The organism is Ochrobactrum sp. Marseille-Q0166 (assembly GCF_014397025.1).
Lineage (GTDB): Bacteria > Pseudomonadota > Alphaproteobacteria > Rhizobiales > Rhizobiaceae > Brucella.
The window spans coordinates 456,773-470,754 of sequence record NZ_JACJUO010000001.1; the positions used below are offsets into that span (position 1 = coordinate 456,773).

Genomic DNA, 13,982 nt, shown 5'->3' on the forward strand with positions numbered 1-13,982 from the left:
CGCTCCGCCTTTTTGCAATTAAATGGTTGAACGGAAGCTATCATGTCTTTCGACGGTAATTTGAAGGCGTTCCCCTCGGTTCACGAGCATTATGACGCGCTGGTCAAAGCAGGGGAGGTTGAAGCCGACCCTGCGCAGCTTGAACTGACTGCACGCTATGACCGGCTGATCGAGGAGGTTTGCAGCAAACGCCTGTCGCGCAAATCGAGCGCGCTGGGCTGGCTGTTTGGCAAGCGCAAGGAAGTTGCCGCCGTCAAAGGACTTTATGTTCATGGCGAAGTTGGTCGCGGCAAGACCATGCTGATGGATATGTTCTTTCAGCTTTTGCCGGTCGAACGCAAACGCCGTGCGCATTTCAATGATTTCATGGCTGACGCGCATGAGCGCATTAATGCGCATCGTCAGGCCTTGAAGCGTGGCGAAACCAAGCAGGAAGATCCGATCCCGCCGGTTGCTGAAGCTTTGGCCGAACAGGCGTGGGTGCTTTGCTTCGACGAGTTTACTGTGACTGACATTGCCGATGCGATGATCCTGTCACGCCTGTTCAATGCATTGTTTGCGCGGGGCGTGGTGCTGATCGCGACATCCAACGTGGCGCCCGATAATCTTTATCGCGACGGGTTGAACCGTCAGCTGTTTTTGCCCTTTGTCGATATCCTCAAACAGCATGTCGATGTGATCAATCTCGATTCGCGCACCGATTACCGGCTGGAAAAGCTTGACCGTCAGCCGGTTTATCTGACACCGCTTGGTTCTGAAACGGCCAAGCGCATGGATGCCGCATGGACCGTGCATAAGGATGGTCGGCAAGAAAAACCAGACGTGGTGCATATCAAGGGACGCGATATTCCCGTGCGTCGTGCAGTGCCGGGGGCCGCACGTTTCACCTTCGATGAACTGTGCACGCAGCCGCTTGCAGCCAACGACTATATCGCCATCGTTACCCGCTATCAGACGCTGTTTGTTGAAGATGTGCCGTTGCTCGATTATTCGCGCCGCAATGAGGCCAAGCGCTTCATTTTGCTGATCGATGTGCTCTATGATCATCATGCGCGTCTGTTTATCTCGGCCCAAGCCCAGCCTGAAAAGCTTTATCAGGCAAGCCAAGGCGTAGAAGCCTTCGAGTTTGACCGTACAGCCTCGCGCCTGTTTGAAATGCAGAGCGCTGAATATCTGGAAGCATTTGCAGAAAAAACGGAAGGTTGAGACAGTTCGCATTCCTCCCCTTTTGAGATGCGATCCATCATCGAACTGCCACAGACTCGACTTATAGAAGTCAAGGGCTATGTTGCTCAGACAAGAGCTTGGTTGGAATGTGGTTGTTCGCTGAATGTGTTTACCTTGTAAAAGTGTATGGCCTGTAAAAATGAACGGCGGCCCGGCTGGCGTACTGAGAGTGTGCAAAATTGCTGGACGATGGGGCTCAATTGCCTTTGTTTCGCCAAATTAAATTACGTTTACGTAAGAACATATAAATCTAACCGATTGAAAACATTAGTCGCAAAATAATGAGTTGAGTTTTTTTGCAAAGAGTCCTATCGAACCCAGGCAGCGCAGACGCGTTTTCCGGGAGGAAACCGGATAGCTTCATGCGTTTCTGGATCAAACTTGAGGAAAGAAACAATCATGGCACGCAACAAGATTGCCCTCATCGGCTCCGGCATGATCGGCGGCACGCTCGCTCATCTTGCTGGTCTGAAGGAACTCGGCGACGTCGTCCTTTTCGATATTGCGGAAGGTACTCCGCAGGGCAAGGGACTGGATATTGCAGAATCTTCACCGGTTGATGGTTTTGATGCGAAGTTCACCGGTGCAAACGACTATGCCGCAATCGAAGGCGCAGACGTTGTCATCGTCACCGCAGGCGTGCCGCGTAAGCCGGGCATGAGCCGCGACGATCTTCTGGGTATCAACCTGAAGGTCATGGAACAGGTCGGCGCAGGCATCAAGAAATACGCTCCTGAAGCTTTCGTCATCTGCATCACCAACCCGCTTGATGCGATGGTCTGGGCTTTGCAGAAGTTCTCCGGTCTGCCAGCACACAAGGTTGTCGGCATGGCTGGTGTTTTGGACAGCGCTCGTTTCCGCTACTTCCTGTCGGAAGAATTCAACGTGTCGGTTGAAGACGTCACTGCATTTGTGCTTGGTGGCCACGGCGACAGCATGGTTCCGCTGGCTCGTTACTCGACCGTTGCCGGCATTCCGCTGCCAGACCTCGTCAAGATGGGCTGGACCAGCCAGGAAAAGCTCGACAAGATCATTCAGCGCACCCGTGATGGTGGCGCAGAAATCGTCGGCCTGCTCAAGACCGGCTCTGCTTTCTACGCTCCTGCTTCTTCGGCAATCGCGATGGCTGAATCCTACCTCAAGGACAAGAAGCGCGTTCTGCCAGTCGCGGCACAGCTTTCCGGTCAGTATGGCGTCAAGGACATGTATGTCGGCGTTCCAACGGTTATTGGTGCCAACGGCGTTGAACGTATTATCGAGATCGATCTCGATAAGGACGAAAAGGCCGAGTTCGAAAAGTCGGTCGCATCTGTTGCCGGTCTTTGCGAAGCCTGCGTCGGAATTGCTCCGTCACTGAAATAAGTTCCAGACAAGGCCGGGATGCTTTTGAGAGCAGCCCGGCCTTTTCCGGCTGTTAATCCGCAAAGGACAACCAGATGAATATTCATGAATATCAGGCCAAGCGCCTGCTCCACACTTTCGGCGCACCGATCGCCAATGGTGTGGCTGTTTATTCCGTCGAACAGGCGGAAGAATGGGCAAAAACGCTTCCGGGCCCGCTTTATGTCGTCAAGAGCCAGATCCATGCTGGTGGACGCGGCAAGGGCAAGTTCAAGGAACTCGGTCCTGATGCCAAGGGCGGCGTTCGCCTTGCAAAGTCCATTGAAGAAGTCGTTTCCCATGCAAAGGAAATGCTCGGCAACACACTCGTGACCAAGCAGACCGGTGAAGCTGGCAAGCAGGTCAACCGTCTTTACATCGAAGATGGTGCAGACATTGAGCGCGAGCTTTATCTCTCGATTCTCATTGACCGCACCGTTGGCCGTCCTGCTTTCGTCGTTTCGACCGAAGGCGGCATGGACATTGAAGCTGTTGCCGAAGAAACTCCTGAGAAGATCATCACCGTTGCTATCGATCCGGCCAAAGGCGTGACCGATGAAGACGCCAACAAGCTCGCCGACGCATTGAAGCTTGAAGGTGCAGCGCGTGAAGACGGCCTCAAGCTGTTTCCGATCCTCTACAAAGCGTTTACCGAGAAGGACATGAGCCTTCTGGAAATCAACCCGCTTATCGTCATGACCGATGGTCACGTGCGCGTTCTCGATGCCAAGGTATCGTTCGACGGCAACGCACTGTTCCGCCATCCTGACATTCAGGAACTGCGCGATCTGTCGGAAGAAGACGAAAAGGAAATCGAAGCTTCCAAGCACGATCTCGCTTACGTCGCTCTCGACGGCAACATCGGCTGCATGGTCAATGGTGCAGGCCTTGCCATGGCAACCATGGACATCATCAAGCTCTACGGAGCTGAGCCAGCTAACTTCCTCGACGTTGGTGGCGGCGCTTCCAAGGAAAAGGTTACGGCTGCGTTCAAGATCATCACAGCTGATCCGGCTGTTCAGGGTATTCTGGTCAATATCTTCGGCGGCATCATGAAGTGTGATGTCATCGCTGAAGGCGTTATCGCTGCCGTTAAGGAAGTCGGTCTCAAGGTTCCTCTGGTTGTCCGTCTTGAAGGCACCAATGTTGAACTCGGCAAGAAGATCATCAACGAGAGCGGCCTGAATGTTATTTCGGCCGATGATCTCGACGATGCGGCACAGAAAATCGTCGCTGCAGTGAAGGGAAACTAAGGCATGTCCATTCTCGTTAACAAGGACACCAAGGTTCTCGTACAGGGCCTGACCGGCAAGACCGGTACTTTCCACACCGAACAGGCGCTTGCTTATTACGGCACGCAGATGGTCGGTGGTATTCACCCGAAAAAGGGTGGCGAAACCTGGGAAGGTTCGAAAGGCGAAAAGCTTCCGATCTTCGCAACTGTTGCAGAAGCCAAGGAACGTACAGGTGCAGACGCATCGGTGATCTACGTTCCGCCAGCAGGTGCAGCCGATGCAATCATCGAAGCGATTGAAGCTGAAGTCGGCTTCATCGTCTGCATCACCGAAGGCATTCCGGTCATGGACATGGTTCGCGTCAAGGAGCGTCTGGAACGCTCAAAATCGCGCCTGCTCGGACCAAACTGCCCAGGCATCCTGACCCCTGAAGAATGCAAGATCGGCATTATGCCGGGCAATATCTTCAAGAAGGGTTCTGTGGGTGTTGTTTCCCGCTCCGGCACACTTACCTATGAAGCAGTGTTCCAGACCTCAAATGAAGGCCTCGGCCAGACAACTGCTGTTGGTATCGGCGGCGATCCGGTCAAGGGTACCGAGTTCATCGACGTGTTGGAAATGTTCCTGGCCGACGACGAAACCAAGTCGATCGTTATGATTGGTGAAATCGGTGGCTCCGCTGAAGAAGACGCAGCGCAGTTCCTGAAAGACGAAGCCAAGCGCGGTCGCAAGAAGCCAATGGTTGGCTTTATCGCCGGCCGTACGGCTCCTGCGGGACGTACCATGGGCCACGCGGGTGCTGTGATCTCCGGTGGCAAGGGCGGCGCAGAAGACAAGATTGCAGCCATGGAATCGGCTGGAATTCGCGTGTCTCCTTCGCCAGCACAGCTCGGCAAGACGCTGGTTGAAGTCCTCAAGGGCTGAGCCTGCGTAGTCGATTGAAATGAACCGGCAGTGGCGAAAGCTGCTGCCTGGTTTAACATACCAACCGCGGCGGTCGGTTTAAGGGAATGTCAGGCTTTGGCCATCATTCTTCCGCAAGAATAGAGTTCGCGATTGAGTTATGCCGGGGTCTGTTGTGGTTCCTCCCCGGCGGCGTGAGGGATGAAGGTCAAAAGCTTCCGGCCCGCGCATGATGAGCCACTACAAGGAGACGGAGCGGAGGCTCCGGATTAGGTTATGGCAAGGCAAGAACAAGCCAACGACGTTTTCGCCCTTACCTCGTTTCTCTACGGCGGCAATGCCGACTATATTGAGGAGCTCTATGCCAAGTACGAGGATGATCCCAACTCGGTCGATGCCGAGTGGCGCGACTTCTTCGCACAGCTGAAGGACGACGCTGACGATGTGCGTAAAAACGCACAGGGCGCAAGCTGGACCCGCAAGAACTGGCCGATTCAGGCCAATGGTGAGCTGATTTCAGCACTCGACGGTAACTGGGCCGAGGTCGAAAAGCATGTCACTGACAAGCTCAAGGGTAAGGCTGCAAAAGGCGATGCCAAGTCCGCTTCTGCTGCCGCACTGACTTCGGAAGAGATTGCACAGGCTGCACGCGATAGCGTTCGCGCCATCATGATGATCCGCGCTTATCGTATGCGTGGCCATCTTCATGCCAATCTCGATCCGCTCGGTCTTGCTGAAAAGCCAAACGACTTTAGCGAACTTGATCCGGCAACTTATGGCTTTACGCCTGCCGATTACGATCGCAAGATTTTCATTGATAATGTTCTTGGTCTTGAATACGCGACCGTTCCGCAGATGCTTGAAATTCTCAAGCGCACCTATTGCGGCAATATCGGTGTTGAATTCATGCACATTTCCGATCCGGTCGAAAAGGCATGGATTCAGGAACGCATCGAAGGCCCGGATAAAGGTTATGCGTTCACCGCTGAAGGCAAGAAAGCAATTCTGTCGAAGCTGATCGAAGCCGAAGGCTTTGAGCAGTTCATCGATGTCAAGTACAAGGGCACCAAGCGTTTCGGTCTTGATGGCGGTGAATCGCTGATCCCGGCGTTGGAACAGATCGTCAAGCGCGGCGGTCAGATGGGCCTCAAGGAAGTCGTGCTTGGCATGGCGCACCGCGGTCGTTTGAACGTGCTTTCCCAGGTTATGGGCAAGCCGCACCGCGCAATCTTCCACGAGTTCAAGGGCGGTTCCTATGCGCCTGACGATGTGGAAGGTTCGGGCGACGTGAAGTACCATCTTGGTGCCTCGTCGGACCGCGAGTTCGACGGCAACAAGGTTCACCTTTCGCTGACTGCAAACCCGTCACACCTTGAAATCGTCAACCCGGTTGTCATGGGCAAAGCACGCGCCAAGCAGGATCTGCTTGTTGGCCGTACCCGCGACGACATGGTGCCGCTGACGGAACGCGCCAAGGTTCTGCCGCTGCTTCTGCACGGCGATGCTGCTTTCGCAGGTCAGGGTGTTGTTGCCGAGTGCCTCGGTCTTTCGGGTCTGAAGGGCCACCGCGTTGGTGGTACACTGCACTTCATCATCAACAACCAGATCGGCTTCACTACCAATCCGGCCTTCTCGCGTTCGTCGCCCTATCCATCGGATGTGGCCAAGATGATCGAAGCGCCGATCTTCCACGTCAATGGCGATGATCCTGAGGCGGTTGTTTTTGCTGCCAAGGTTGCGATGGAATTCCGCATGACCTTCCACAAGCCCGTCGTTGTGGACATGTTCTGCTATCGTAGATTTGGCCACAATGAGGGTGACGAACCTTCATTCACTCAGCCACTGATGTATAAGGAAATCCGCGCTCACAAGACAACTGTTCAGCTTTACAGTGACAGGCTGATTGCTGAAGGCCTGCTTGCGCAGGGCGACATCGACAAGATGAAGGCCGACTGGCGCGAAAAGCTTGAGCAGGAATTCGAAGCTGGTCAGAGCTACAAGCCAAACAAGGCTGACTGGTTCGATGGTGCATGGAGCGGTCTGCGCACAGCTGACAATGCTGATGAGCAGCGTCGCGGCAAGACCGGCGTTCCAATCAAGACGCTGAAAGAAATCGGCAAGAAGCTTGTTGAAGTGCCAAAGGACTTTAACGTCCATCGCACCATTCAGCGCTTCCTCGATAACCGTGCGAAAATGATTGAAACCGGTGAAGGTATCGATTGGGCAACCGCTGAATCACTGGCATTCGGCTCGCTGGTTTCCGAAGGAAGCCCGATCCGCCTGTCCGGTCAGGACGTGGAACGCGGCACCTTCTCGCAGCGCCATACGGTTCTCTATGATCAGGAAAACCAGAACCGCTATATCCCGCTGAATAACATTCAGAAGGGACAGGCGATCTACGAAGCCATCAACTCGATGCTGTCGGAAGAAGCCGTGCTCGGCTACGAATATGGCTATTCGCTATCCGATCCGCGCGCGCTGGTTCTCTGGGAAGCCCAGTTTGGCGACTTCGCCAACGGTGCTCAGGTTGTTTTCGACCAGTTCATCTCGTCGGGGGAACGCAAGTGGCTGCGTATGTCGGGTCTCGTCTGCCTTCTGCCACATGGCTATGAAGGTCAGGGTCCAGAGCATTCGTCGGCGCGTCTTGAGCGTTATCTTCAGCTTTGTGCCGAGGATAATATGCAGGTTGCCAATGTTACGACGCCGGCTAACTACTTCCACATCCTGCGCCGTCAGATGAAGCGTGACTTCCGCAAGCCGCTCATCATGATGACGCCGAAGTCGCTGCTGCGCCACAAGCGTGCGGTGTCGAGCCTCAACGAACTGTCGGGCGATTCATCGTTCCACCGTCTACTTTGGGATGACGCACAGTACAACAAGGGCGATGAAGGCATTAAGCTTCAGAAGGATGCCAAGATTCGCCGCGTCGTTCTTTGCTCGGGTAAGGTTTATTATGATCTTTACGAAGAGCGCGAAAAGCGTGGCATCGATGATGTCTACCTGCTTCGTGTTGAACAGCTGTATCCGTTCCCGGCAAAGGCGCTGATCAATGAGTTGTCGCGCTTCCGTCAGGCAGAAATCGTCTGGTGTCAGGAAGAGCCGAAGAACATGGGTGCGTGGTCGTTCATCGATCCGTATCTGGAATGGGTTCTTGCACATATCGACGCCAAGCATCAGCGCGTTCGCTACACGGGCCGTCCGGCAGCGGCTTCGCCTGCGACAGGTCTGATGTCAAAGCATCTTGCACAGCTGGCCGCATTCCTTGAGGATGCGTTGGGCAGCTAATTTAATTTGCAAGTCTGGAGCGGTTTCAGAAGACCGCTTCCAGCTTGAACAGAAGTCAAATCTAAAGATCGAAGATCAACGGAAGAAAAAAACCATGGCTACCGAAATTCGCGTTCCCACGCTTGGGGAGTCCGTTACTGAGGCAACCATCGGAAAGTGGTTCAAAAAGGTCGGCGACGCTGTCGCTGTCGATGAACCTCTGGTGGAACTGGAAACCGACAAGGTAACAGTGGAAGTTCCAGCTGCGGCTGCGGGCGTACTGGCCGAAATCGTGGCTCAGGAAGGCGACACGGTTGAAGTGAACGCACTGCTCGGCCAGATTTCTGGCGCAGGTGCGGCACTTGCTCCTAAGAAGGAAGAAGCCAAGCCAGCAGCGGCAACCCCGGCTGCCGCAGCCCCTGTTGTGTCGACATCGTCGGGCCCAGCAATGCAGCCAGCACCTGCAGCCTCGAAGCTTCTTTCTGAAAATGGCCTTTCGGCTGATCAGGTTGAAGGTTCGGGCAAGCGCGGTCAGGTTCTCAAGGGTGACGTTCTTGACGCTATCGCAAAAGGCGTTTCGGCAACACCTGCAGCAGCTGCCCCTGCTGCCGCTCGTCCGGCTTCGTCGGCTGATGACGCACCACGCGAAGAACGCGTGAAGATGACCCGTCTGCGCCAGACCATTGCCAAGCGCCTCAAGGACGCGCAGAACACCGCTGCGATGCTGACGACTTACAACGAAGTCGATATGTCTGCGGTGATGGAACTGCGTTCGCGTTACAAGGACATCTTCGAGAAGAAGCATGGCGTCAAGCTCGGCTTCATGGGCTTCTTCACGAAGGCCGTGACCCATGCGCTGAAGGAAATCCCGGCTGTTAACGCCGAGATCGACGGCACTGACATCATCTACAAGAACTTTGCGCATGTCGGCATGGCTGTCGGCACCGACAAGGGCCTTGTTGTTCCTGTCATCCGCGATGCTGATCAGCTTTCGATCGCTGGCGTTGAAAAGGAACTGGGTCGTCTTGCAAAAGCTGCACGCGACGGTTCGCTCTCAATGGCTGATATGCAGGGTGGTACCTTCACCATCACCAATGGTGGTGTTTACGGCTCGCTGATGTCTTCGCCGATCCTCAACTCACCGCAGTCGGGCATTCTCGGCATGCACAAGATTCAGGATCGTCCGGTTGTCGTCGGCGGTCAGATCGTCATCCGTCCGATGATGTATCTGGCTCTCAGCTACGATCACCGCATCGTTGACGGCAAGGAAGCAGTGACCTTCCTCGTTCGCGTCAAGGAAAGCCTGGAAGATCCAGAGCGTCTGGTTCTTGACCTGTAAGGAATAGAGCTATGGAGCCGGGTATCTTTTCCGCTTCGCCTTTTCTCCCGCTCATCGGCTGGAGTGTCGTTCTGCTGGTGGTTCACATCCTCTTGCAGGGCTGGGCGGCGACGAAGGAACTCGGCTCCAAATGGAATGCGGGCCCTCGCGATGAAGGGCGTAAGCCTTCTGGCCATCTGGCTGGTCGCGCGGAACGTGCTTCCGCCAATTTCCGCGAGACCTATCCCGCATTTATCGCACTTGCGCTTGCACTTGTGTTCAAGGGGGAAGCAGCAGGGTTTGGACTTTATGGTGCATGGATTTGGTTTATCTGCCGCATCCTCTATGTGCCGCTTTATCTTGCGGGTATTCCCTATATTCGTTCGCTCGTCTGGATCGGTTCGCTGATCGGACTTGCACTCATGTTTTTCAATCTGGTTTTTTGACGGCTGCCTGCATCGCTGAGATGCGGGGTGAAGGAAAAGCGATGCATCCCTATCTGTTTGAACTTGCATCTCTGATGGCGATTTTCGTCTTTGCCATTGTTTCACCGGGCGCTGATCTGGCGATGGTTATTCGTCAGTCGCTCATGCATGGCCGTCGCGAGGCAATCATTACCAGCTTCGGTATCGGTGCAGCGCTCATGATGCATGTCACCTATACGGTCCTTGGCCTCGGTCTGATCATTTCCAAGTCGATCTATCTGTTTAATATCGTTAAGTGGTGCGGTGTTGCCTATCTGGTCTATATTGGCATTAAAGCGTTGCGAGCGGGCACAACGAAGGTTGATGTGGACATGAGCGCAGAGGATCAGCGGCAAAGGCAGAGCGCGCTAAAGGCTTTCAGTCTGGGCTTCGCCGCCAATGCGCTCAACCCCAAGGCAGTATTCTTCTTCCTGTCCATTTTTTCGACGGTTGTGAGCCTTTATACTCCGACTGAAGTGAAGCTTGGCTATGGCGTGGTAATGGCCACGGCATTGATTTCATGGTTTATCGGTGTCAGCCTTTTTATGACGACCCCAAAGATGCGCGCAGTTTTCTCGCGCGCCTCCAAATGGATCGACAGAACAAGCGGTGTCGTTTTCATTGCACTTGGTCTGAAACTTGCCATCGCGAAAGCGCAGTGACAGGGCGAAGGCACAGTAATCGCTGCCGGATAGTCGAGGAGAACCGACAGATGCATGACATTAAGAAGCTCTTTAAAGTGATTACGGCATCAGCCCTTGCCGTGACGGTTTTCTCAAGCGCGGTTCAGGCTGCCTGCACGCAGAACCGTGCAGTCTATCGCGATCAGGGCGATGCATACACACTGACTTTCAATGCCGTGCAATCCAATGCGCTCAAGATGACCCCGGCACCGACCAATGAATTCACGATTACCGCTGACGACAAGCCGGAGTTCAAACTCTCAGGCCTCGTCATCTGGCCGGAAGAGGGGGTGGCTCGCCCCTATGCGCTCATTACCTATAACTGCAAGAACGGTGGTACCGATCCCGAAGACCTCGATGACTGCAGCCTCTGGCAGAGCGTCGTCTATGCGCTGAAGGAAGGCGCGGAAGCGGATGTGCTGCCAAAGGCCGATGAGCCGGCCGCGCAGGCAATCCTGTTTCCCGATCTGGCGACAGCGCTTGACGGATATGATTTTGGCGCAGCGAAGCCAGAAAAGGCGCTTCAATTTGAAACGTTCCGTTTCAAGTCATGCTCACCTGAAGAAGAATGATCGGATTGCCGATCTCATGAAAGTTTAATGGCCATTGCTGGTCATCCTGGATCAGAATGAAGAAGGATAGTTCAATGTCTTACGATGTGGTTGTCATCGGTACCGGCCCTGGCGGTTATGTAGCCGCAATCAAGGCCGCACAGCTTGGCCTTTCGGTGGCCGTGGTGGAAAAGCGCAAGACCTTTGGCGGCACCTGTCTCAATGTTGGCTGCATTCCTTCCAAGGCGCTGCTTCATGCGTCCGAAGTGTTTGCCGAAGCTGGTCACTCATTTGATGCACTGGGCGTTGAAATCAGCAAGCCGAAGCTCAACCTCGAAAAGATGTTGGCGCATAAGGATGCGACGGTTAAGTCGAATGTCACAGGTGTAGAATTCCTGTTTAAGAAGAACAAGATCACGCCTTACATCGGCACCGGCAAGATCGTTGCCAAGGGCAAGGTTTCGGTGACTGCCGAAGACGGCAGCGTGCAGGAAATCGAAGCCAAGAACATCATTATCGCAACAGGTTCTGATGTTGCTGGTATTCCGGGCGTCAAGGTCGATATTGACGAAAAGGTCATCGTGTCTTCGACCGGCGCGATTGCTTTCGACAAGGTTCCGGAGCGTCTAGTCGTTGTCGGCGGCGGTGTGATTGGGCTGGAACTTGGTTCCGTCTGGTCGCGCCTCGGCTCGAAAGTGACCGTTGTCGAATATCTCGACAAGGTTCTGGGTGCGATGGATGGCGAAGTGTCCAAGCAGTTCCAGCGTCTGCTGGAAAAGCAGGGCATTGCTTTCAAGCTGAGTGCGAAAGTTACTGGCGTTGAAAAGGCTGGTAAGGGCGCGAAAGTGACCTTTGAGCCAGTCAAGGGCGGCGATGCAGAAGTGCTTGAAGCCGATGCGGTTCTGATCGCGACGGGCCGTCGTCCTTACACGGATGGCCTTGGTCTTGCAGAAGCAGGTGTTAATGTTGATGAGCGTGGTCGCGTGGCAATCGATAGTCACTGGCGCACCAATGTCGAAGGCATCTATGCCATCGGTGACGTGGTTCAGGGCCCGATGCTTGCGCACAAGGCCGAAGATGAAGGCATTGCTGTTGCTGAAATCATCGCCGGTCAGGCTGGTCACGTAAACTTCGAAGTCATTCCAAGCGTTGTTTACACGCAGCCGGAAGTAGCCTCCGTTGGCAAGACTGAAGAAGAACTGAAAGCTGCTGGCATTGAATACAAGATCGGCAAGTTTCCTTTCACTGCAAACGGTCGTGCACGCGCCATGCTGCACACAGACGGCTTTGTGAAGATCCTCGCCGACAAGGCAACGGATCGCGTTCTGGGTGCGCATATTCTCGGCTACAATGCCGGTGAAATGATCCATGAACTGGCCGTTCTGATGGAGTTTGGTGGTTCGTCCGAAGATTTGGCACGTACCTGCCACGCGCATCCAACCATGTCGGAAGCCGTTCGTGAATCGGCACTGGCAACCTTTGCCAAGCCAATTCACATGTAATCGTGATCACACGTAATTTCCGGGTTGATCCCGATGCAGAAAGGCCCGCGCAAGCGGGCCTTTTTCGTAAGCTTAGTTCTGTGCCGGCGGGGTTGCAGGCGGCGCTGCCGGTGGCGTTGTTGTTTCGCCCTGTGATGCGGGGGGCGGCGGCGGTGCAGTCGTATCTCTGGAGCCGCCGCCTCTATAGAAGAAATAGCCGAGGATCAGAATTGCAGCGATCAGGATAACCGCAAGAAAAATACCGCTGCTGCCTCTGGGTTGTGGCGGTCTGCCAACGGGGTCCGCCATTGGATCAGCATGACGCGGGTTGTTTAGTGGATCGTTGCGTGGATCGAGTGGGTCAACCATTAGCTCTCCTCCAGTTGGTTGCAACCATTGGAAAGTCTAACGCGAGCAGGCCAGGATGGTTCCACTTTTGGGTATGCGCTTACATTGCTGTTAGCCTATAGCCCTGCGCACGCAGCAGTTCTACCAGTCCTTCCTTGCCGGGCAGATGCAGGGCACCGACGGCGATAAAGACGTCGCCATTGGCGAGGACTGGGGCGACCCGTTGCGCCATGATGTGGTTGCGGTCTGTGAGCAAGACTTTCTGGAAAAGGTCGTAGTCTTCCTTGGATAGACTGTCCGGCACGATTTTCCGCAATGCGGGCATAATCATTCCGATTTCACCCTGAAGATAGAGCACAATCGTGGTTTCCATGGCGTCTTCGATGCTGTCGCCATATTGGGCGGCTGATATCAGGTTGCGAATATGGAAATCAAGCGGGAGCCGGTTCATCGCCTCAAGCTGCTCAACCGCGCTTTCAAGACCGATGACGGTCCTGCCTTGATCCTGCGCTTGCGTAATCAGATGGCCGTCGAGAAAGTCTGCTCCTTCCAGCTTTCTTTGCCGTTCGCATTTGGGCAGGGCCAACAGACTGGTGATGATCCACGGCTTCATCTTGCCGACAGCACCCAGAATAATGCCGCGCGCTTCCAGCTTTTTCTCGATCTCCTCCAGCTGATCCTGCGGCAGATGCGATTGCAGTGTTGAGCCATCGGTGAACTGGATAAGCTCAGGCTGTTCAACTTTAACCCGCAGAAAGGCCTTCTGATCGACAATGTCCGTTGCTTCGACCACGAGCTTGTCGGCGTCGTCATAGGCTTTCGTCACAGCGTCGGGCAGGGCCATGACGCGCGGATCGCTCAAATGGATGGTCCCGAACAGATAAGACGGTTCAAGGCCGTCTTTCTCGATTTTCCAGAAGATGCCCTTTTGATTAGGCATTTCTTCTGCTTCTGCCTGAAGCTCGGACCAGAGCTTGGGGTCTTTTTTGTCCAGACCATCGATCAGATTGACCCCGTGTGGGGAACAGCTGGCGTCAGTGCTTTGCGCACGCGCATTGGCTGAGCTGACGATGAGGGCACAGGCAAAAAGGAAGAACAGCTTTTTCATGAAGTGAATATAGGATGGTT

General features: G+C 54.5%; 12 protein-coding genes. 10 read left to right on the forward strand and 2 right to left on the reverse strand.

Annotation, left to right across the window (positions count from 1 at the left end; all coding sequences use genetic code 11):
• Positions 1-42 precede the first annotated feature (42 nt).
• From zapE to lpdA, 10 genes are all read left to right on the forward strand, one after another.
• Positions 43-1,206 carry a cell division protein ZapE gene (zapE, locus tag H5024_RS02135; RefSeq protein WP_187543810.1) on the forward strand — a complete coding sequence of 388 codons (1,164 nt, stop codon included), beginning with the start codon at positions 43-45 and terminating at the stop codon, positions 1,204-1,206.
• 420 nt (positions 1,207-1,626) lie between these two features.
• A complete protein-coding gene (gene mdh / locus H5024_RS02140) occupies positions 1,627-2,589 on the forward strand; it encodes a malate dehydrogenase (RefSeq protein WP_187543811.1) in 963 nt (320 codons plus the stop codon).
• Positions 2,590-2,663: 74 nt separating this feature from the next.
• Positions 2,664-3,860 carry an ADP-forming succinate--CoA ligase subunit beta gene (gene sucC, locus H5024_RS02145; RefSeq protein ID WP_187543812.1) on the forward strand — a complete coding sequence of 399 codons (1,197 nt, stop codon included), beginning with the start codon at positions 2,664-2,666 and terminating at the stop codon, positions 3,858-3,860.
• 3 nt (positions 3,861-3,863) lie between these two features.
• Positions 3,864-4,766: a succinate--CoA ligase subunit alpha gene (gene sucD / locus H5024_RS02150; RefSeq protein ID WP_187543813.1), complete on the forward strand. Its 903-nt coding sequence runs from the start codon at positions 3,864-3,866 to the stop codon at positions 4,764-4,766.
• 255 nt (positions 4,767-5,021) lie between these two features.
• Positions 5,022-8,030 carry a 2-oxoglutarate dehydrogenase E1 component gene (locus H5024_RS02155; protein ID WP_187543814.1) on the forward strand — a complete coding sequence of 1,003 codons (3,009 nt, stop codon included), beginning with the start codon at positions 5,022-5,024 and terminating at the stop codon, positions 8,028-8,030.
• 94 nt (positions 8,031-8,124) lie between these two features.
• Positions 8,125-9,348: a 2-oxoglutarate dehydrogenase complex dihydrolipoyllysine-residue succinyltransferase gene (odhB, locus tag H5024_RS02160; RefSeq protein WP_187543815.1), complete on the forward strand. Its 1,224-nt coding sequence runs from the start codon at positions 8,125-8,127 to the stop codon at positions 9,346-9,348.
• 11 nt (positions 9,349-9,359) lie between these two features.
• Entirely contained in the window at positions 9,360-9,773 is a 414-nt protein-coding gene (locus tag H5024_RS02165; protein WP_187543816.1) for an MAPEG family protein, read from the forward strand.
• Positions 9,774-9,814: 41 nt separating this feature from the next.
• On the forward strand, positions 9,815-10,453 hold the full coding sequence (locus tag H5024_RS02170; protein WP_187543817.1) for a LysE family translocator: 639 nt from the start codon (positions 9,815-9,817) through the stop codon (positions 10,451-10,453).
• Between the two features lie 50 nt (positions 10,454-10,503).
• Positions 10,504-11,046, forward strand: a complete 543-nt coding sequence (locus H5024_RS02175; protein WP_187543818.1) for a hypothetical protein — start codon at positions 10,504-10,506, stop codon at positions 11,044-11,046.
• A 74-nt stretch (positions 11,047-11,120) separates the two neighbouring features.
• Entirely contained in the window at positions 11,121-12,527 is a 1,407-nt protein-coding gene (lpdA, locus tag H5024_RS02180) for a dihydrolipoyl dehydrogenase (protein ID WP_187543819.1), read from the forward strand.
• Between the two features lie 72 nt (positions 12,528-12,599).
• Here lpdA and H5024_RS02185 read toward each other — a convergent pair whose 3' ends face one another.
• A complete protein-coding gene (locus H5024_RS02185; protein ID WP_187543820.1) occupies positions 12,600-12,875 on the reverse strand; it encodes a hypothetical protein in 276 nt (91 codons plus the stop codon).
• A 79-nt stretch (positions 12,876-12,954) separates the two neighbouring features.
• Complete coding sequence (locus tag H5024_RS02190; RefSeq protein WP_187543821.1) at positions 12,955-13,962, reverse strand: TraB/GumN family protein; 1,008 nt, start codon at positions 13,960-13,962, stop codon at positions 12,955-12,957.
• Positions 13,963-13,982 lie beyond the last annotated feature (20 nt).